Source organism: Acinetobacter sp. JADD-222 (assembly GCF_049310645.1).
The window spans coordinates 170,435-189,596 of record NZ_JBMOWI010000002.1 but is presented as its reverse complement, the minus strand read 5'-3'; the positions used below and the strand labels follow the sequence as shown (position 1 = coordinate 189,596).

Here is a 19,162-nt window from a genome sequence, read left to right as displayed (position 1 = left end):
GAGTCAAATTTTTAATAAGCCGAGTATTCTAGCGCTCTAAATAGGCAAGTACAACTATTCATCTCTTAACGACGACAAGCTGGCGAATAGATCAGAGGGCCCCAGTGAATCAAGCAACTGCTCGTAAGTTGCTCGACTTTCCCCCATAAGATAAGGACCTTCAAGGAAAACCATTTGACGTAATGCCTGCCAAACCCATTTTTCTTCTAAATGGTTATTGTCACTAATGTGACCAGACATATATAAAAAGTTTGTCCAGTTTGTTAATACAATCCATAAGTTAATAATGAGCGCTTCAATTTCAGATGGCGTCATTTTCATAAGACCAGCATCGACAAAGGCTTGATAAATTTTTTGCCCTTGCTGCATGACCTGCCCCGCAAAACGCGGATAAATCTTTTTAAAGTCTTCGTTACTTTCAACTAAATGATAGACATCACGATGGATAAAACGGTAACTCCAGAGTTGACCACTTAATACTTGAAAATAGTTGATTTTATCATTGGTCGTTAGTGGTCTGTCTTCAGGTAAAGAAAGCATTTCCAAAGTCTCAACCTGATATTGGTACATTAATTCTTTAATAATTTCATGCTTATTCCGAAAATGGTAATACAAGTTTCCAGGACTAATACCTAGCTCCGCAGCAATATGATTGGTTGTAACCGACCGTTCACCTCGCTCGTTAAAAAGCTGCAAACTGATTTGTAAAATCCGGTCTTTTGTCTTCAGAGCTTTAGGTAGAGACATTTTAATAACCTTTAATAATTCACATGGTTAAGACTTAAACACATAAACCGACTTGACTATTTAGAGTATTTACTCTAAAAAATAAGTATATCAATATATTTGGTAAGTACCGATGAACAGTCAAACAAAAACAAATCCAGAGACTCAGCTTCCTTATGATGTTAAGCATTTACATGACTTACTTGAACAACAAAAGCTCGCTTATTTACGTCATCCGGTACCCACTGCTAAAGAGCGTATTGATCGTTTAGCTCGTCTTAAAAGAGTCTTGGTAAAATATCAAGATCAGATTGCCGAAGCAATTAACCTTGATTATGGCAATCGTGCAGTTATGGAAACAAAAATTGGTGAACTACTCACGAGTTTGGAACAAATCAAGTATTACAGTAAACATCTGACTGCGTGGATGAAACCATCAAAACGCCACATCAGTGTATTACATCAGCCAGCAAAAGGTTGGGTACAATATCAACCTATGGGCGTCATTGGTATTATTACACCATGGAATTACCCATTATTGCTTTCAGTGGGGCCACTAATCTGCGCACTAGCTGCGGGCAACCATGCCATGATCAAAATTTCTAGCGCCTCACCAAACTTTGGACGTGTCCTTGAAAGTGCATTGGCAGAAGCATTTCCACAAGAATTAGTTGCTGTGGTAAATGGTGGTGGCGTTATTTCAGATGCGTTTAGTCATTTGCCTTTTGACAAAATGATTTTCACAGGCTCAACTTCTGTTGGTAAAACAGTGATGGCAGCCGCAGCTCAAAACCTAGTTCCAGTAATTCTCGAGTTAGGCGGAAAATCTCCTGCCCTTGTGCATGCATCTATGGATATGAAAGATGTGGCTCAACGTATTGCTGTAGGAAAATTATGGAATGCAGGACAAACTTGTGTTGCACCTGATCATATTTTCTTACCACGCGGCAAAACTGCCGAGTTCATCGAAAACTTTAAATTGATTGTAGCTGGAATGTACCCTCATTTCCGAAACAACCAAGACTACACTTCTATTATTAATGATAAACAGTACAACCGCATTCAGGGTTATCTTGAAAATGCCCGTGATCAAGGCGCACGTATTGTTGAAATTAATCCGCAAAATGAAATTTTAGATGATGTCCGTAAAATTGCACCGACTTTGGTCACTGGTGTGACAACTGCAATGGATATTATGCAAAATGAAATCTTCGGGCCTATTCTACCGATTTTAGAATATGATCAAATAGAAGAAGTCATCGAATTCATTAATAGTCGTCCACGTCCTTTAGCGATGTATTATTTTGACTATGATCAAGCGCGTGCTGACTATATTGCACAGCACACCCATTCAGGGCATTTTGGAATTAACATGGTGATTACCCATGTTGCACAAGATGATTTACCGTTTGGCGGAATTGGCGCATCAGGTATGGGTAAATATCACGGACCAGAGGGCTTTTTTAGCCTTTCTCATGAGCGTTCGGTGATGTCAAATCCAAAACTTTATAGCCTTAAATACATTCTTCCACCGTTCAATAAGCCGATTCATCGATTCATTTCGAAAACCTTGTTGCGCTAACTGATCAAGGCATGATCTGTTATACTAAATCATGCCTCGTTTTTACCAATTTCGCTTGTCTTTTAATCGTATTTTTGGTATAAAACGCCCCTTGAATGAATTCATCCGTTTACATTTAGTATGACTGGCCACAGATTTGCTGTTGGCTGAATCAATGGAGTTACACCATGTCTAAGGTTTGCCAAGTTACCGGCAAGCGTCCAGTCGTTGGTAACAACGTCTCACACGCCAACAACAAAACCAAGCGCCGGTTCGAGCCGAACCTGCACCACCACCGTTTCTGGTTAGAAAGCGAAAAACGTTTTGTACGTCTTCGTTTAACCACTAAAGGTATGCGTATTATTGACAAATTGGGTATCGAAAAGGTTGTTGCAGACCTTCGTGCTCAAGGTCAAAAGATCTAAGGAGTCTGAGCAATGCGTGATAAGATTCGCCTCGTTTCTTCAGCTGGTACAGGTTACTTCTATACCACGACTAAAAACAAACGTACTATGCCGGAAAAAATGGAAATCAAAAAATTTGATCCAAAAATCCGTCAACACGTGATTTTCAAAGAAGCTAAAATCAAATAATTTTAGCTTCGAAAAAAACGACTTCTTTATGAAGTCGTTTTTTTTTTGCATTTTTTTTATACCTACCTTTTTGTTAAACTTTCTCTACATTCCGCCTTGGCATTTTTTATGCTTGTTTTTAGCCTAACTCACGTAAAAGGAGTTTTTAGTGCCGCATGACGTAGATTTAATTATTTTACTTGCTGTTGGTTTCGGCGTTGCTCTCATTTTTGGCTATATTGCAGCCCGATTACGACTCCCCCCTCTTATCGGCTATTTAATTGCCGGAATTATTATTAGCCCAAATACACCCGGTATAGAAGCAGATATCCACCTCGCCAACCAGCTTGCAGAACTCGGGGTCATGTTCCTGATGTTTGGTGTAGGGATGCACTTTTCATTAAAAGACTTATTACTGGTTCGTCGTATTGCCTTGCCTGGCGCAATTTTACAAATCGCTGTGGCAACCTTACTTGGTATTGGCGTTTCAATGCTATGGGGATGGAGTTTCGGGTCTGCACTCGTTTTTGGCTTAAGTCTATCGTGTGCGAGTACAGTTGTATTATTAAAAGCATTAGGAGACCGAGGTCTATTAGACTCAGTTAACGGCAAAATTGCTGTGGGTTGGTTGTTAGTCGAAGATTTAGTGATGGTACTGGTTTTAGTACTTCTTCCGGCTACAGCTGTTTTACTCGGTGGAAAAGCACCAGCAGGTGCAGACGGTAATATCTGGTTAACCCTTGGGATAACCTTATTAAAGGTGATTGGCTTTATTGCCTTTATGCTCATTGTAGGCAAGCGCGTTGTGCCTATTATTATGCAATTTGTTGCTCGTTTAGGGTCCAGAGAGCTATTTACGCTGACTGTCGTCGCTGCTGCTGTTTCGATTGCTTATGGTTCTTATGCCATCTTTGGGGTTTCAATGGCTTTAGGGGCATTCTTTGCGGGTATGGTCGTTAAAGAATCAGACTTTAGCCATCGTGCAGAAGAAGAAACTCTTCCACTACGTGAAATTTTCTCGATTTTATTTTTCGTTTCTGTGGGGATGCTATTTGATCCACATATTCTTGTGGAGAGCCCGCTCCATATTTTAGCTGTTATCGCGATTATTATGGTTGGTAAGACTCTTGCTGCTATGGCATTGGTTTTATTCTTCCGCTATCCAATCAATACAGCGTTAACAGTCGGGGCAAGCCTTGCACAGATTGGTGAGTTTTCATTTATTTTGGCGACCCTTGGTGTTTCTTTAGGCCTACTAAGCTTAGAAGCTCAGAATTTAATTCTAGCTGGCGCTTTATTTTCAATTACGCTTAACTCTTTCATCTTCTCAGCGATTGAACCTGTACAACGTTGGATTCGTGAACGCTCTCACTTAGCTCGACTGCTTGAACGTAGTGGCGACCCATTAGCAATGTTACCCGATGAAGTTGATCAAGCTTACTTACGTGATCAGGTCGTGATTGTGGGATATGGCGGTGTAGGACGACGCATTACTGAAAATTTAATTAATGAGAATATTAAAGTCGTTATTGCAGAAGAGAATCGTGAAATCGTAGAAAAACTGCGTAATGCAAATATTGCTGCTGTGAGTGGTGTTGCTACTGAACCGAGTGTTTTAATTCAAGCACATATCATGCATGCACGACTCTTAGTAATCTCACCTATGGATATTTTAGATATTCACCGTATCGTGACCATTGCCAAGCAATTAAATCCTCAGATTCAGGTATTAATTTGCGCAGAAAGCAAAGAAGAAGCAGCGGTTATCCGTGATGAAAATATTGGCGAAGTATTCTATGCAAAAGAAGAAATGGCAAAGAATATGAGTCACCACATCTTAAGTCAGATCGAGCTTGCTCATCAGTCAACAATTCATTAACCCATATAAAAAGCGTACTCAAGAGTACGCTTTTTTTAACTCAAGAATTTAGGCTGTTCGTCTAATACCTCAGCCTGCCACTCGTTTACCTGCTTTTCCAGCAGTCCAAACAATGCAGCCTGAATCATATGCTGAGCAACAACTGGAGTCTGCTCACCCAAGATTGCTTTGACTTCATCGCTAAATTGAATTTTAACCAAGGGTTCATTCTCAGAACCTGCATTACGCAAGGCGAGTTCACCACCTTCGAGTTGAACTAATTCCAACACTGCTTCTTGATTTCCAAATAATTCTTTCAATTGCTGTATAGACATATACTTCCTCCATGTTTCAACATGGTGGCAAAGCACCCTTGCACTTTGCATCTCTTGTCTTATTTATATAGGCACACCTAGTCTAAATTTCAAGCATCTAGGCAGTTTAATTTTAGAACTCGACCATTTCGTTACGAAAACCATCAATTAAATGACTTAACTCTCGGTGCCATTCACGCAAGATTTTAACATCTGGCAACCAAGACTGAGGCCCTTGTGTCACTTTAATAATAAGGTTAGAAGAAGTTTCTTCTTCTGGAGTCGGTTCTTTGGGTTCTGGGGCATATTGGCACATACGATAAGCTCGTTTTAACTCTGCAACAAAACCATCTTTTGCCAATTGCTGCAAAACGGACACTTCAGGGGAAACCTGTCCTTTTGCCGCCATATGTTCCTCTATAGATTTTAAGGTGGGTTGCAAATCATTTAAACGGTAATAACGTACCAATTCTTGTAAGAACGCTAACATTGCGCCATGTAAATGAAATACAGCTGCTTCACGGTAAGCTTGTACCTGCTGCACATGATCGGTCTGCTCTGCCTGTTGACACGCTAGACGTGCAAAATAGAGCTTCTGATTGGTACGATCGGCATGATAACGAGCAACACGTGACATAACTAAACTTTCCTGTTCTAAAATCGCCATTGCAATAGCTATTCTTAGCTTAACGACTCCATTGATAAAATCAACGTTATTTATGGTAAATCCAGCTCAACTTGATAAATTTTACGTTTAGCTAAAACTTTTACTGGCTGCCTTAAAGGGCGAATATTACTTAAAACCCAAGCAAAATAGCCTTCACTCCAAGCAGATGCACAGGCTAAATTGACCTCGTCATTTCGCCAAGTATGAACTGAGTCGACATCAACTAAAGCGACGGCAACTCCTTCCTCTTCATCAGTATCTTTAATCAGAAAGTTCTGGTTTTCGACAATTAATAGATCTTTCACTGGTAACTGCGTAGGTATCCATGAACGCACTTCAAGTGTTTTTATACCTTCAGCAATACGAGTACCATTCGGCGTTACAATCGAGAGAGCTAAAAATTGTCTTTTCACCAGGAAAACTTATTCTTCGGCTGCTTTAACTCGAATTCCATAGCCTTTAACTTTAAGCGTATTTAAGCCTTTAATTGCCTTAATCGCTTCACGGGGATTAGGCATTTCAACAAAACCAAAGCCCTTCGATTTACCTGTGTCTTTATCAGTCACCAGAACACATGTATCAACTTTACCATATGCCTTGAATAACTCTAAAACTTCAGCTTCACTTACAGCACGATCTAAATTACGAACTAATATCTTCATTTTCTAACCTTAATTGGCAATAAAAGGGAGGGCCAATATACATTTAAGTAATCACAGCGTCTTATACAGTAGTTTAGTCCAGATCGATACCAAAACCTAAATTTACTGCAGGAGATCTGTTCCATTGTTTTTTAGTAAATTGCTGAGGTACTTGCCTATGAATTTTTGCTTGAACCAAGTGTGCAGGCAGATCATTTAAGAAATAACTCTCAACTTTACGACCTTGCTCATCATAAGTGTCTTGCGACCACGTATTAAGATTTTGCTTAGTCAAGATTAATTCATTTTCAGCACGCGTTAAGGCGACATATAGCACACGGCGCTCTTCCTCAACATCATCAAAATCACCCTGTGCCCTTGCATAAGGATATTGATTTGGCGATACGTGAGGTACATAACAAACTTTCTGTTCGGCACCCTTAGCTGAATGAATCGTAATTAAAGTTACCAAATCTTGATCAGCAGCTTTTTCAATTTCAGAAACTGAAATCGGTTCAAGCACATATTCTTCAAGGAATTCACCTAACGACGCATGTTTGCGTGCAAGTTGCTTAACCAAATCAAAGTCTTTTAAACGGCGCGACCAATCTTTAGTTTTATAATTTTGCTCTAGCTGCTCACCTAAAGCATCGAGAGCCAAGCCAATACTTGCCTCGACATGCTGCTGTAATACATCTAGCTGTTTCAAAATCAAAATCGCTTGTAAAGGTACTTTGCCATGGCGTTCAAGTCGCTGACAGCGCTCCTCGACATCAACAATTCCCATCAGTTCTTGGGCTAACTTACTCGCTCCAACATCGCCAATCCCATCCCACAAAGTTAAAAAGCGCATCCATGCCAAATCATCGTGAGGGTTACTCACAATACGTAAGAGACTGAGCACATCCTTTACATGGGCCGACTCAAGAAGCTTTACCCCACCAATAAAACGATAAGGTATTTCAGCCGCAATAAAAGCCCCTTCTAGGTATCGGGCACTATAGCCAGAACGAACTAACACCATATGGTCATGCCAGTTTGCACCTTGTTGATGGCGCGTTATTAAATCTTGTGCAATCCAGTTTGCTTCTTCAAACTCATTACCAAACAAATGTAGCTGTGGCTTTTGCCCTTGGCCACGATGTGCTTGTAGCTGTTTTTGATAATCAATTGGGCTATGTGCCAACAGCCAGTTCGATAAATCTAAGATTTCTTGAGTCGAGCGATAATTTAAAGCCAGTGTAAGTACTTCTGCATCAGGTATTCGTTCTTTAAAAGAATGGATATTTTCAAAGTCTGCGCCACGAAAGCCATAAATGGACTGAGCGTCATCACCCACGCAAAATAACTTCACTTTACCAATTAAGGGCTGCAACAAAGCCCATTGCAAAGGGTTTGTATCTTGCATTTCATCAACTAGCAATGCCTGACAAAAACCTGCAACCCAATTGGTCAACGCTTCTGAGTTTTGTAAATGAACAGCCACAATCGACAAGATATCGTCATAATCTAAAAAATTACGCTCTCTTTTGCGTTGCTCATAGGTTTTCATTAGCTCCGCAATTTGAGTTTTATGCTCATATGCATCTGGAAGCTGTTTGATTAATGCTTCAGAAAGCTTTGTTTGAGTATTTCTTGCATAGGAATATAGATCACACAGCTCTGCCGCTTTAGGTAAAACATTATCTTTGTCTTTACCTCTTAATAAACGGAACATCAGCAACTGATCATCACGATCAATAATACTAAATTGATTTAAGCCAAAAGCTTGTGGATTACGGCGCAGTAAATACATACAAAAAGTATGAAAAGTTGAAGCTCTTAGACCCTTTGCCTGTGCTCCTACATGCTGCTCTACTCTTGCAACAATTTCACTCGCAGCACGTCGAGTAAACGTTAAAATCTGAATTTGGTTTGCTGGTAAGCCTTGATCAATTAAATAAGCAGCACGGGCAACAATCGTCTTAGTCTTGCCACAGCCAGCACCTGCTAAAACTAAACAGTTCTGCGCAGACGTCGTGGCTGCTTTTTTTTGCTGAGCATTTAGTTCATTAATTAATTTTGCAAGACTCATAACACATATCGCTAAAACACCAAGACATAGTTTAACAGACCCAACCACTGATGCGTCTGCTCGTCCTAAAAACAAAAAGAGCACCTAAAGTGCTCTTTGATTTAAAAATATTATTTAAGATACTGTTTTTGAACTAGATGGCAGATGCTTAATCGCAGAAGCCAAACCTAGAAAATTAATTCCTTGAAATAAGATATCTATGGCAAGGAACATGCCTAACACCCAAAAAGGTGAATCTTTAGAAACCAAAATCAAAATACCTGTAGCGAGTGTTAATAATCCTGAAAATAAGGTCCAACCCCACCCAGTAATTGGTTTAAGTAAAATCGCGTTTACTGTACGTATAGCTCCGGCAATAATCAGTGCTATTGATAATAAACTCGTCAAAACTACGGCTGTTGTTACGGGAGTAGAAAAAGCATAGTAGCCCGCCATTAGATAAAGCACACCAAAAAGTGCCCATAACCAACGGCTTGCACCTTTAAAAACACTAATGGCCGCGACAAGATGTAAAACACCTCCGACCATCATGAGTATTCCAAATAAAAAAACCACAGAAAAGGTCGCAAATGGTAATGAACTAAACAAAATCAGACCGAAGCCAATAAGCACAAAGCCTAATATCAAATACCACTTACGATCAGCATGTAACTGATTACGCACCAAATCATTACCGACAGTTTTCATCATGGCCACTCTTATTATCAGGTATTAGAATTTCATCTACCTAATAATAGTGATCCACTTCACATTTTTTGTCTGTATAAGATCTGCATCGTTTCTTATCAATTAATGTGGATAAAGCAGTATTTATCCACAATTTTATTTCACCCAACCAATTTCTTGAGCTGTAGGTAAACCTATTATCGTTTCATGTAAACCATTCGGCATTTTACTGCTCTGCTCGGATAATGGTGTTCGACCCCCCATGATTTCAGCGTCAGTCTGCGGATATAAAGGCACTTTTTCAGGGTACGCATAACCTAGAGGATAAAGCGGTTGACCAGTTTTTAAATCATATTTGTCTTGTGCCCCAAAGCCATGTAATAGCTCATGAACAATCACGACCTGATTTTGGGAAGCTTGTGTGTTGGTCGCAAATAAATTCACACTACCAATACGACCTTTTTCCAAAGCAGTCGAATGGATCAAAACTTTTTGATAATGGGGATCGTAATAATTTAAATAAAGTTTAAGTGATGCCCCATTGTCTTCAGATTGTTGATGTCGCCATGCATAAAAACGGAACTTTAAACTCCACCACATCACATGAAAGATATTGGCATTTTGAGGAACCTCAGGAGGTCGTTGCTGTAATGGCTGACCTAAACGAATTACAAAGTTTCCTGATTGACCACGATAATGCTGCGACCATTCTCCTAAATAATTTTTTATTTTATCAAAATCAGTGTATTTTAACTGATGGATATAGCTCTGCGTTGTCTGCAAACCGTCTGCATTAATAGGATGTAAAACGACAACAATAGGTTGATTCCAGTCTTGGTTTTGATCTCGCCATGCCTGAACAGCAACAATCAATAAAATAATTAACAAACATAAAACTCGAATGTTTTTCCACATTCTTTTTCCCCATGCATTTAAAATTTTCTTTTATTGTTTTAGATATAAAAAATGCTAGCTGAGCTAGCATTTTTTATTGTGGACTTAATTAGCCCTCAACCCATTTACCATTTTGATAAATTAGGCTCCATTTGGTTTGTTTGCCTTCTGGAGTTTCCGAACCTACATATTGTGATTGATTCTTACGACTGAATTTCACAATGGTTGGATTACCTTCAGGATCTACATCTGGAGCTTGTAAAATAAACTGGTATTTGGGATCAAGCTGATCAGCTACGCTACGAAGCTCTGCAACTTTTGGCGCACGTGTTTCACGAATTTTCGGGAATTTACTTGCGGCCAAAAACAGACCAGCAGCACCATCACGCAACACGAAATAGTCATCATGCTTTGTTGAGCGCAAATGTTCCATCTTGATCGGTTCTACACGTGGAGGTGCAGGCTGACCGCTTTTCAAGACCTTACGAGTATTGTCACAGCTTGTACAAGCGAAATACGGACCAAAACGGCCAGTCTTAAGCTGCATTTCACCATCACATTTATCACACGGAATGGTTGGTCCATCGTAGCCTTTAATCTTGAACTCGCCTTCTTCAAGCTCAAAACCGTCACAATCAGGGTTGTTACCACATACATGTAGTTTACGACCACCATCAATTACATAGCTGTCCATGGCTGTGCCACATTTTGCACAACGATGTTTTGACATCAAGTCTGCGGTTTCAGCACCATCATCATCAGAAAGAGCAGCTAAGGACTCAACAGGTGTTAAGTTCAAAGTACCTTTACAACGCTCTTTAGGTGGTAAGTTATACCCAGAACAACCTAAGAACACGCCTGTTGTACCTGTACGAATCTGCATTGGACGTGAACATTCAGGACAATGTACTGCTGGCACTTCAACCGGTTGGTTACGGCGCATGCCGTGCTCGCCTTGAGCATTGGTAAGACGTTTTTTGAAGTCACCGTAGAAAGTATCAAGTAACTCTTTCCAGTTACGCTCACCTGTTGCAACTTTATCGAGCTGCCCTTCAAGGTCTGCTGTAAAGGCATAGTTCATCAAGTTATTGAAACTTTCATCAAGTCGATCTGTCACGATTTCACCCATTTTTTCGGCGAAAAGACGGCGGTTTTCCAACTTAACGTAGCCACGTTCTTGAATTGTAGAAATAATCGCTGCATAAGTCGAAGGACGACCAATACTACGTTTTTCGAGTTCTTTAACCAAAGAAGCTTCAGTAAAACGTGCAGGTGGTTTAGTAAAGTGCTGACTTGGGTCTAACTTCTCTAATTTTAAAATTTCACCTACTTTAATTGCAGGCAAAATAATATCGTCATCAGACTTGTTAGCACCACGCACTCGTGTAAAACCATCAAATACAAGCGTACGGCCTTTTGCCTTCAATTCAACATTTGCAGCTTCAACCGTTAAAGTTGAAGATAAATATTCTGCTGGAGTCATTTGACATGCAACAAACTGGCGCCAGATCAAATCATATAAACGCTGAGCATCACGCTCTACACCCGCAAGTTGATCACCTGTAAGTGCAACATTTGAAGGACGAATCGCTTCATGGGCTTCTTGAGCACCTGCTTTGTTCCCATAGCGGTTTGGCTTTGCAGGTAAATATTTCTCACCAAATTGGCTTTCAATATGAGCACGTACCATGCTTACTGCATCATCACTCAAGAACGTTGAGTCAGTACGCATATAGGTAATAAAACCTGCTTCATATAGACGCTGTGCCAGCATCATAGTTTTCTTTACAGAAAAACCTAGACGTGTACTTGCAGCCTGTTGCAGCGTTGAAGTGATATACGGTGCACTTGGATTTACCTTAGTCGGTTTATCTTCACGCTGTGCAACTTTATATTCAGCACCTCTTAAAACATCCAATAAAGCATCAGTTTCAGCTTTATTTTTCAGTTTAAGGGTTTTACCAGCTTGCTTAACTGCTTCAAGACGAATGTCATCTTTCTTGGCTTGCGTGTCTGCAAAAACTTGCCAGTATTCTTCTGGAATAAAAGCACGAATTTCTCTTTCACGCTCTACAACCAGTTTCACCGCTACAGACTGTACACGACCTGCCGATAAACCACGGGCAATCTTTTCCCAAAGTAATGGTGAAACCATAAAGCCAACAACACGGTCTAAGAAACGGCGTGCTTGCTGAGCATTAACTCGGTTTAAATCTAGGCGCGTAGGTTGTTTAAATGCTTCTTGAATGGCATTTTTAGTAATTTCGTTAAATACCACGCGATGATAACGGCTGTCGTCACCACCAATAACTTCTCTTAGGTGCCAAGCAATGGCTTCCCCTTCTCTATCCAAGTCCGTTGCGAGATAGATTGCATCAGCATCTTTGGCAAGTTTCTTTAGTTCAGCAACAACATTTTCCTTACCTGGCAGAACTTCGTAATGAGCTTCCCAACCATGTTCAGGATCGACCCCCATACGATTAACTAAAGCCTGACTGGCTTTTTGTTCTTTTTCTGCTTCAGTGAGTTTCGTCCGGGCAGCCGGCTTTTTCTCAGTTGATTTACTGCCACCTGTTGGCAAATCACGCACGTGACCTACAGAAGACTTTACAATGTATTGCGAACCCAGATATTTATTGATGGTTTTCGCTTTGGCAGGCGACTCCACAATCACTAAGGCACGTTTATGTGCAGCAGGTGCAGTAGATGCTGTGCTTTGAGATGCAGAGCGCGAGGTATTCGCCATATAAAATGTTATTCCTATACCAATAAATTTAAAAATCAGGCTTTAGCCAAGTTCAACAGATAAGCCTTCATCTCATCTAATTGTGTTGCTCTCAGGTCTGATTCCTCATCCCAATAAAGCCCTACACAGTTTGCCTGCATATCAATAGCATAAATCCCTTTTAATGCAATGGGAGAATCATTAAATTTCTCATCACCCTGAACCACTTTTAATTTGCCGTCTACAACACGAGCACGCATTAAAGATAAACGGGCATCGGGAATCAATACACTATAATAAGCAACCATGCTGGCACGCTTTTCAGTCGCCATTGGGACATGTGTCCATTCAGGTGCAGCGATTACACGCGGGTGTAAACCCATTTTACGAGCTTTATCACGCATAATACCAAGTGCCTTTTCACGTGGGCTCACTCTTAAACCAAAAATGGAGCCTAGTACGAAAAGAACAATGATAACGGTAACCCAAATTCCCATATTGTCCATAGCAAAACCTATTAATCTCTTTTATTAGAGTTGCATAAGCTGACCAGAAAACGCAAGTTTCATCATTAAAATAATGCCCGATACAGGGGCAAGCTTCAAAATAGTCAGATTTCACAGTGCAAATTGCGATGAGCTGACACAAATATCATTAAGGATTCGGATGTCCATCAACAAGTGTCAACTTTCCAAACTGGTCAATATGAGCATCCCCCCACTGTTTTAAAGCAAACAGAATTTTCTCAAGACTTTGTCCCAAATCAGTCAGGCAGTATTCTACTTTAGGTGGTACCTGAGGATAGACTTCCCGATGAATAATTCCATCTTGTTCCAATTCACGTAGCTGATTTGTCAGCATTCTTTGGGTAATACTCGGAACACGCTTTCGAATTTCGTTAAACCTCAAGGTGCCTTCATTAAATAAATGCCAAAGAATGACGCATTTCCATTTCCCATCAATCAAGCTAATCGCAGCCTCCACTGAACAACCCGGAGAGCAATCAAAACTTGAGTGTCTTGCTTTTGCCATTTTACAGTATCCTTTTTGACACTATGAGCGTTATTTGTCTGTAGTCACTTATTTTAAGCTTACGTTATGATCAAACTCTCAACAAGAGGAATGATAATTATGAAAGCTGTGGCATATCAAAAAGCTGGTCCCATTACATCGCCAGAAGCACTCGTTGATATTGAACTCGATGCACCTATTGCTGAAGGACACGATTTACTTGTTCGTGTACAAGCTGTCTCAGTAAATCCGGTAGATACTAAAATTCGAAAGAATGTAAACCCTGAGAATAATCAGTGGAAAACGCTTGGCTGGGACGCAGTAGGTATCGTTGAAGCGATTGGAGATAAAGTTACTCAATTTAAGATTGGCGATATCGTTTGGTATGCAGGTGCTCTTAATCGTCAAGGTAGTAATAGCGAATTACAACTCGTTGATGAACGCATCGTTGGCCATAAACCAAAAACTTTAGAAGCAACCGAGGCTGCAGCTCTCCCTTTAACTGCAATCACGGCTTGGGAGATGTTATTCGATCGCCTGCAAGTTCCAAAGAACGCGCCAGAAAACACAACAATATTAGTGATTGGTGGAGCTGGTGGTGTTGGCTCAATCACCATTCAACTTCTTAAACAGCTGACTAACCTAACAATTATTGCAACAGCTTCACGAGCAGAAACTCAAGACTGGGTTAAGCAACTTGGAGCAGATTATGTGTTAGATCACCGTCAACCTTTAGCAGCCCAAATCAAGCAATTAGGTTTAACTGCACCTTTATATGTGTTCTCGACTACTCAAACAGATCAGCATTTAGCAGATATTGTAGAGTTGATTGCACCGCAAGGCCGTTTCGGACTTATTGATGATCCTGAACAGTTAGATATCAAACCGTTTAAATCGAAGTCTGTATCTGTACATTGGGAATTTATGTTTACACGTTCAATGTTCCAGACCGAAGATATGCAAAAACAAAGTGAACTATTAAATGAAGTCAGCAAGCTGGTTGATGAAGGAAAAATTAAGACGACTGTGACAGAAGTTATAAGTCCAATAAATGCTGAAAATTTAAAACGAGTTCATCAGCAAATTGAAAGTGGGACAACAAAGGGTAAGATTGTCTTACAAGGTTTTTAAACAAAATTGTCAATATTCCTAAATAAAAAGGCAAGTATTGAACTTGCCTTTTTATTAATAGTGGGGAGGTTTATTCGTTAATGGATCAAAAGGTGCAATGCCTTCTGATAAATCCGACGATTCAACACGTTGATAAAGAAATTGCATTTGTTTTTTCAAATCAGCTATTTCTTGAGTTTGAATAGCGAGTTGTTGATTTAATTGTTCAACTAAATCATCCAAAAATGTAATTCGCACTTGCAAATCTTCAATGGGTGCGGAAAATGACGCTTGATCATCATGATATGGTGGTTTAGTCATTTAAATCCTCATTTGAGATTCTGGAAAACATTATGGCCTATATTACCCTAAGGGATGTCCAACTTGCTTTTGGCGGACCTGCCCTGCTCGATGGCGCGAACTTTAATCTAGAACGTGGCGAACGAGTCTGTTTAATTGGTCGTAATGGTGAAGGTAAGTCTACTTTACTTAAACTGATCGAGGGAAGCCTATTACCGGATTCTGGTGAAGTTTCTATTCAAAATGGTTTAACTGTTTCAATGTTAGCCCAAGACGTTCCAATGGATTCAGGTAAGGTTGCTGACATTGTGGCTGATGGCGCAGGCGAAGCTGCCGAAGTACTCAGAGCTTATCATGAAGCAACTGATGCTTGTATGCTGGGAGATATGGAAGCTTGTGACCGTATGGGCAACCTACAGCATAAGCTCGACCAACTCGACGGCTGGGCACTCGAAAATAAGGTCAATGCCCTGTTAAGTAAAATGGGACTCGATCCAAATGCAGATTTGGCAGATCTTTCAGGTGGACGTAAACGCCGTGTTTTACTCGCTCGTGCTCTTTTAACACAACCAGACGTATTACTTCTAGACGAACCGACCAACCATCTAGATGTTGAAAGTATTGAGTGGCTAGAAAAATTCCTACTCGATCAAAATAATTTAACGCTTCTATTTATTTCGCATGACCGTTCTTTTGTAGACAGCATTGCGACTCGAATTATTGAACTTGATCGCGGCATTTTACGCGGCTACGAAGGCAACTATTCACGCTATTTAGAGCTTAAAGCTCAGCAAATGGAAGCAGAAGAGAAACAAAATGCTTTATTTGATAAAAAATTAGCTGAAGAAGAGGCTTGGATTCGCCAAGGGATTAAAGCTCGTCGTACGCGTAATGAAGGTCGTGTGCGCGCCTTAAAAGCTTTACGTGAAGAATCGAAAGCTCGCCGATCACAACAAGGCAAAGTGAGTATGGCGACTCAAGAAGCAAATCGCTCTGGTAAATTAGTATTTGATATCGAGCACTTAAGCGTATCTTATGACGACAAACCACTGATTAAAGATTTCTCTACACTAGTCATGCGTGGCGACCGTATTGGTCTAGTCGGCGATAACGGTGTTGGTAAAACAACGTTAATTAAAGCCATTTTAGGTGAAATTGAGCACGGTGGTTCTGTTAAGACTGGTACACAGTTAGAAGTTGCTTATTTTGATCAATTACGTAATGCCTTAGACCTTGAAAAGACAGTGATGGCAAACGTTTCAGAAGGTTCTGACTTTGTTGATGTAAATGGTAACCGCCGTCATATCTATAGCTATTTACAAGATTTCTTGTTTTCACCTGAACGTGCACGTACACCAGTAAAAGCCCTTTCTGGCGGTGAGCGTAACCGTATTTTGCTTGCTAAATTACTACTTAAACCATCGAACCTGATTGTGATGGACGAACCAACCAATGACTTGGATATGGTAACTCTTGAGCTACTTGAAGAGATGCTTTCTGAATACAAAGGTACCCTATTACTCATTTCGCATGACCGTGCATTTATGGACAACGTTGTAACATCGACTTGGGTCTTTGATGGTAAAGGCAATATTGCAGAGTACATTGGTGGCTACCAAGACTATTTGCTGCAGCGTCCAGATGATAAAGTTGTAGACCAAAAGTCTGACGTTAAAAAAGCTCAGGCAAAAGCCGAAGCTGAAAAAGCCGCAGCTCAAAGTAACGTGAAAAAGGTCAAACTAAGCTATAAAGACCAACGTGAACTTGAACAACTGCCTGCCGAAATCGAGAAACTGGAAGTTGAACAAGCAGAGCTTTCTGACAAACTTGCAGATGGTTCATGGTTTGTCAGTAATGCCGATGAAGCAACCAAAGCAAGTCAACGCCTCGCAAAAATTGAAGAGGTATTACTTGAAAAATTAGAACGTTGGGATGAACTTGAACAAATGAGCAAAGGAAATTAATTCGCGTTCTTTCCTACAATTTAAATAACAAAAAAGCCTCCTTAAATTAAGGGGGCTTTTTATAGAATATCTATAAATTTGAAAGCTAAAAATCTATGAAAAATACATGATGAGTGATTAAATGTAGTCAGCCTTAATAGCTTAAAATATAGCTCTAATTGAATATAAGACTTATAAAAATAATTATGTTATATCTACCAATATAATAATATTCGAGTATTTTTCATGCTAGATCTTTCTCAAATTTTAGCATTCGGATTAATCTGCTTGGCGATGGTGCTTACCCCTGGCCCAAACATGATTTACCTTATTTCTCGTTCAATTTGCCAAGGAAAAACGGCGGGATTTATTTCACTCGCTGGTGTTGGCGTTGGCTTCGTATTTTATATGCTTTGTGCTTCTTTCGGGATTACAGCGCTTATTATCGCAGTCCCTTATGCTTATGACACTATACGCATTGCAGGGGCAATTTATTTACTCTGGCTAGCATGGAAAGCACTACGTCCCAATGCATCCCCTATTTTTGATGTAAAACAATTATCAGTAGACTCTCCAGCTAAACTATTTTTAATGGGTTTCGCTACAAATCTACTTAATCCTAAAATTGCGATTATGTATTTATCGTTATTGCCACAGTTTATTCACCCACAACAAGGCAGTATTTTATGGCAATCCATTCAGCTCGGTACTATTCAAATTTTTGTTAGCGTCTCGGTAAATGCTCTGATTGTGCTTTCTGCGGGTAGCATTGCCCTTTTTCTTCAACAAAAACCCCTTTGGGCAAATATACAACGTTGGCTTATGGGAACGGTACTAGCTGGGCTTGCTGTTCGTATTCTTTTAGAAAATCGTCGATAACCGCGCTTTACTTCTTCATATTAACCGCTCAATTCAACAGTGTATTACGACGATAAATTCAGTTCGTGATACACTTTTGCCAGTTTTAATTTTGAATTCTTTATATCGTTATGAGCCAAAAGCAGAATTATACGCCCGGTGAATTTCAATGGTCCTTTTTATTGCCTAAATATTGGGGTATTTGGATTGCCATTGTTTTTTTAATGCTTTTGGCTATTTTGCCGTGGGCAATTCAGTGGCGTCTGGCTCATGGCTTAGCAAATCTGGCTTGGAAATATTTAAAATCTCGCCGAAAAACGACTATTCGTAATTTAGAAGTCTGCTTTCCCGAATGGTCAGCCGAAAAAGTACAGCAACAAGCTAAGCAAGTTTTTGTAGATATGATGCTGGGTATTTTTGAGACATTAAACGCATGGTATAAGCCTTACTGGTTTAAAAACCGTGTCACCATTGAAGGCTTAGAACACATTACCAATGCCCAAGCTCAAGGCAAAGGGGTTTTATTATTGGGTACTCATAGTACGCTTCTTGATGCGGGTGGCTATGTTTGTGCTCAATATTTCGAACCAGATGTTGTGTACCGCCCTCAAAATAATCCATTGCTCGATATGCTGATTTATCGTTGCCGTGGCACCATTTATAAAGCACAAATCGACCATGATGATATGCGTGGTTTAATTCGCCACCTTAAAGATGGTGATGCAATTTGGTATAGCCCTGATCAAGACTTCGGACTCAAGCAAGGCGTTATGGCACCATTTTTTGGTGTGCCAGCTGCTACAGTAACTGCTCATCGTCGTTTACTAAAAATCTCTAAGGCAGTTGCCGTTCCTTTATATTTTTATCGTCACGGTGATGTACAGGACCCTAAATATCATATTTTGATTGAACCTGCGGTCGAAAATATGCCAAGTGAAGATGAAGTCGATGATGCAACTCGAGTTAATAAAATTATTGAAAATCAGCTTCGTATCGCACCGACTCAATATATGTGGTTCCATCGTCGTTTTAAGACACGTCCTGAGGGATATGAAGAGATTTACTGAAACCTTCAATAATTACCGCACTATAGTTATAAATATCTAAATAAACTCCAGTATGTACTATCGTGCGAAGGCGACATGGATGTCGCCTGTTGGACTACGACATCAGGGATGGGTCGTTAGTCCAACAATTGGTTTTGTTACTTTTGCCAAAACAAAAGTAAGGAGTAAACTCCAT

20 protein-coding genes are annotated in these 19,162 nt (G+C 40.1%); 8 read left to right on the top strand and 12 right to left on the bottom strand.

The window, feature by feature from the left end; genetic code table 11:
• Window positions 1-54: 54 nt before the first annotated feature.
• Window positions 55-747, bottom strand: coding sequence for a TetR/AcrR family transcriptional regulator (locus tag ACO6UW_RS02880; RefSeq protein ID WP_057076900.1), 693 nt, complete (start codon window positions 745-747; stop codon window positions 55-57).
• A 112-nt stretch (window positions 748-859) separates the two neighbouring features.
• On the opposite strand from ACO6UW_RS02880, the gene ACO6UW_RS02875 reads away from it, so the two are divergent.
• The 4 genes from ACO6UW_RS02875 to ACO6UW_RS02860 all read left to right on the top strand — a co-directional run bounded on the left by ACO6UW_RS02875 (window position 860) and on the right by ACO6UW_RS02860 (window position 4,738).
• Complete coding sequence (locus tag ACO6UW_RS02875) at window positions 860-2,308, top strand: coniferyl aldehyde dehydrogenase (RefSeq protein WP_002115149.1); 1,449 nt, start codon at window positions 860-862, stop codon at window positions 2,306-2,308.
• A 167-nt stretch (window positions 2,309-2,475) separates the two neighbouring features.
• On the top strand, window positions 2,476-2,712 hold the full coding sequence (gene rpmB / locus ACO6UW_RS02870) for a 50S ribosomal protein L28 (protein ID WP_000048256.1): 237 nt from the start codon (window positions 2,476-2,478) through the stop codon (window positions 2,710-2,712).
• Window positions 2,713-2,724: 12 nt separating this feature from the next.
• The gene (gene rpmG, locus ACO6UW_RS02865) at window positions 2,725-2,880 is read left to right on the top strand and encodes a 50S ribosomal protein L33 (protein ID WP_001205031.1); all 156 of its coding nucleotides are present in this window, start codon (window positions 2,725-2,727) and stop codon (window positions 2,878-2,880) included.
• 148 nt (window positions 2,881-3,028) lie between these two features.
• Window positions 3,029-4,738, top strand: a complete 1,710-nt coding sequence (locus ACO6UW_RS02860; protein WP_057076901.1) for a cation:proton antiporter — start codon at window positions 3,029-3,031, stop codon at window positions 4,736-4,738.
• Window positions 4,739-4,773: 35 nt separating this feature from the next.
• Here ACO6UW_RS02860 and ACO6UW_RS02855 read toward each other — a convergent pair whose 3' ends face one another.
• The 10 genes from ACO6UW_RS02855 to ACO6UW_RS02810 form a co-directional block, all read right to left on the bottom strand.
• Window positions 4,774-5,052, bottom strand: a complete 279-nt coding sequence (locus tag ACO6UW_RS02855; protein ID WP_002114792.1) for a hypothetical protein — start codon at window positions 5,050-5,052, stop codon at window positions 4,774-4,776.
• A gap of 112 nt (window positions 5,053-5,164) precedes the next feature.
• On the bottom strand, window positions 5,165-5,668 hold the full coding sequence (locus ACO6UW_RS02850) for a DUF6586 family protein (protein ID WP_005066079.1): 504 nt from the start codon (window positions 5,666-5,668) through the stop codon (window positions 5,165-5,167).
• A gap of 80 nt (window positions 5,669-5,748) precedes the next feature.
• Window positions 5,749-6,111: an ASCH domain-containing protein gene (locus tag ACO6UW_RS02845; RefSeq protein WP_057076903.1), complete on the bottom strand. Its 363-nt coding sequence runs from the start codon at window positions 6,109-6,111 to the stop codon at window positions 5,749-5,751.
• A gap of 9 nt (window positions 6,112-6,120) precedes the next feature.
• The gene (locus ACO6UW_RS02840; RefSeq protein ID WP_002115113.1) at window positions 6,121-6,360 is read right to left on the bottom strand and encodes an RNA recognition motif domain-containing protein; all 240 of its coding nucleotides are present in this window, start codon (window positions 6,358-6,360) and stop codon (window positions 6,121-6,123) included.
• Window positions 6,361-6,433: 73 nt separating this feature from the next.
• Window positions 6,434-8,413 (bottom strand): ATP-dependent helicase, encoded by a 1,980-nt coding sequence (locus ACO6UW_RS02835; protein ID WP_060465244.1) that lies wholly within the window; start codon window positions 8,411-8,413, stop codon window positions 6,434-6,436.
• 114 nt (window positions 8,414-8,527) lie between these two features.
• Window positions 8,528-9,109 (bottom strand): HdeD family acid-resistance protein, encoded by a 582-nt coding sequence (locus ACO6UW_RS02830; protein ID WP_014208303.1) that lies wholly within the window; start codon window positions 9,107-9,109, stop codon window positions 8,528-8,530.
• Between the two features lie 126 nt (window positions 9,110-9,235).
• Entirely contained in the window at window positions 9,236-9,994 is a 759-nt protein-coding gene (locus tag ACO6UW_RS02825; RefSeq protein WP_284108745.1) for a hypothetical protein, read from the bottom strand.
• Between the two features lie 88 nt (window positions 9,995-10,082).
• The gene (gene topA / locus ACO6UW_RS02820; RefSeq protein ID WP_284108746.1) at window positions 10,083-12,719 is read right to left on the bottom strand and encodes a type I DNA topoisomerase; all 2,637 of its coding nucleotides are present in this window, start codon (window positions 12,717-12,719) and stop codon (window positions 10,083-10,085) included.
• Window positions 12,720-12,754: 35 nt separating this feature from the next.
• Window positions 12,755-13,204 (bottom strand): ammonium transporter, encoded by a 450-nt coding sequence (locus ACO6UW_RS02815; protein WP_284108747.1) that lies wholly within the window; start codon window positions 13,202-13,204, stop codon window positions 12,755-12,757.
• Window positions 13,205-13,352: 148 nt separating this feature from the next.
• Window positions 13,353-13,730, bottom strand: a complete 378-nt coding sequence (locus ACO6UW_RS02810) for a winged helix-turn-helix transcriptional regulator (RefSeq protein WP_032035382.1) — start codon at window positions 13,728-13,730, stop codon at window positions 13,353-13,355.
• 99 nt (window positions 13,731-13,829) lie between these two features.
• Between ACO6UW_RS02810 and ACO6UW_RS02805 the strand changes: the two genes are divergently transcribed.
• The gene (locus ACO6UW_RS02805; protein ID WP_284108748.1) at window positions 13,830-14,840 is read left to right on the top strand and encodes a zinc-binding alcohol dehydrogenase family protein; all 1,011 of its coding nucleotides are present in this window, start codon (window positions 13,830-13,832) and stop codon (window positions 14,838-14,840) included.
• Window positions 14,841-14,894: 54 nt separating this feature from the next.
• Here ACO6UW_RS02805 and ACO6UW_RS02800 read toward each other — a convergent pair whose 3' ends face one another.
• Complete coding sequence (locus ACO6UW_RS02800) at window positions 14,895-15,140, bottom strand: SlyX family protein (RefSeq protein ID WP_002115104.1); 246 nt, start codon at window positions 15,138-15,140, stop codon at window positions 14,895-14,897.
• A gap of 32 nt (window positions 15,141-15,172) precedes the next feature.
• Here ACO6UW_RS02800 and abc-f point away from each other — a divergent pair, with 32 nt between their 5' ends.
• The 3 genes from abc-f (at window position 15,173) to lpxL (ending at window position 18,987) form a co-directional block, all read left to right on the top strand.
• A complete protein-coding gene (abc-f, locus tag ACO6UW_RS02795) occupies window positions 15,173-17,083 on the top strand; it encodes a ribosomal protection-like ABC-F family protein (protein WP_284108749.1) in 1,911 nt (636 codons plus the stop codon).
• 225 nt (window positions 17,084-17,308) lie between these two features.
• Window positions 17,309-17,941, top strand: coding sequence for a LysE family translocator (locus ACO6UW_RS02790; RefSeq protein ID WP_057070037.1), 633 nt, complete (start codon window positions 17,309-17,311; stop codon window positions 17,939-17,941).
• A gap of 110 nt (window positions 17,942-18,051) precedes the next feature.
• Window positions 18,052-18,987: an LpxL/LpxP family Kdo(2)-lipid IV(A) lauroyl/palmitoleoyl acyltransferase gene (gene lpxL / locus ACO6UW_RS02785; protein ID WP_284108750.1), complete on the top strand. Its 936-nt coding sequence runs from the start codon at window positions 18,052-18,054 to the stop codon at window positions 18,985-18,987.
• Window positions 18,988-19,162 lie beyond the last annotated feature (175 nt).

What these genes read in the sequence shown, in the direction of transcription:
- ACO6UW_RS02790 (WP_057070037.1), top strand. Translation starts at nt 17,309, where the DNA reads ATGCTAGATCTTTCTCAAATTTTAGCATTCGGATTAATCTGCTTGGCG.
- ACO6UW_RS02855 (WP_002114792.1), bottom strand. Translation starts at nt 5,052, where the DNA reads ATGTCTATACAGCAATTGAAAGAATTATTTGGAAATCAAGAAGCAGTG.
- ACO6UW_RS02880 (WP_057076900.1), bottom strand. Translation starts at nt 747, where the DNA reads ATGTCTCTACCTAAAGCTCTGAAGACAAAAGACCGGATTTTACAAATC.
- ACO6UW_RS02875 (WP_002115149.1), top strand. Translation starts at nt 860, where the DNA reads ATGAACAGTCAAACAAAAACAAATCCAGAGACTCAGCTTCCTTATGAT.
- topA (WP_284108746.1), bottom strand. Translation starts at nt 12,719, where the DNA reads ATGGCGAATACCTCGCGCTCTGCATCTCAAAGCACAGCATCTACTGCA.
- ACO6UW_RS02815 (WP_284108747.1), bottom strand. Translation starts at nt 13,204, where the DNA reads ATGGACAATATGGGAATTTGGGTTACCGTTATCATTGTTCTTTTCGTA.
- rpmG (WP_001205031.1), top strand. Translation starts at nt 2,725, where the DNA reads ATGCGTGATAAGATTCGCCTCGTTTCTTCAGCTGGTACAGGTTACTTC.
- ACO6UW_RS02805 (WP_284108748.1), top strand. Translation starts at nt 13,830, where the DNA reads ATGAAAGCTGTGGCATATCAAAAAGCTGGTCCCATTACATCGCCAGAA.
- ACO6UW_RS02800 (WP_002115104.1), bottom strand. Translation starts at nt 15,140, where the DNA reads ATGACTAAACCACCATATCATGATGATCAAGCGTCATTTTCCGCACCC.
- rpmB (WP_000048256.1), top strand. Translation starts at nt 2,476, where the DNA reads ATGTCTAAGGTTTGCCAAGTTACCGGCAAGCGTCCAGTCGTTGGTAAC.
- ACO6UW_RS02825 (WP_284108745.1), bottom strand. Translation starts at nt 9,994, where the DNA reads ATGTGGAAAAACATTCGAGTTTTATGTTTGTTAATTATTTTATTGATT.
- abc-f (WP_284108749.1), top strand. Translation starts at nt 15,173, where the DNA reads ATGGCCTATATTACCCTAAGGGATGTCCAACTTGCTTTTGGCGGACCT.
- ACO6UW_RS02840 (WP_002115113.1), bottom strand. Translation starts at nt 6,360, where the DNA reads ATGAAGATATTAGTTCGTAATTTAGATCGTGCTGTAAGTGAAGCTGAA.
- ACO6UW_RS02850 (WP_005066079.1), bottom strand. Translation starts at nt 5,668, where the DNA reads ATGTCACGTGTTGCTCGTTATCATGCCGATCGTACCAATCAGAAGCTC.
- ACO6UW_RS02835 (WP_060465244.1), bottom strand. Translation starts at nt 8,413, where the DNA reads ATGAGTCTTGCAAAATTAATTAATGAACTAAATGCTCAGCAAAAAAAA.
- ACO6UW_RS02810 (WP_032035382.1), bottom strand. Translation starts at nt 13,730, where the DNA reads ATGGCAAAAGCAAGACACTCAAGTTTTGATTGCTCTCCGGGTTGTTCA.
- lpxL (WP_284108750.1), top strand. Translation starts at nt 18,052, where the DNA reads ATGAGCCAAAAGCAGAATTATACGCCCGGTGAATTTCAATGGTCCTTT.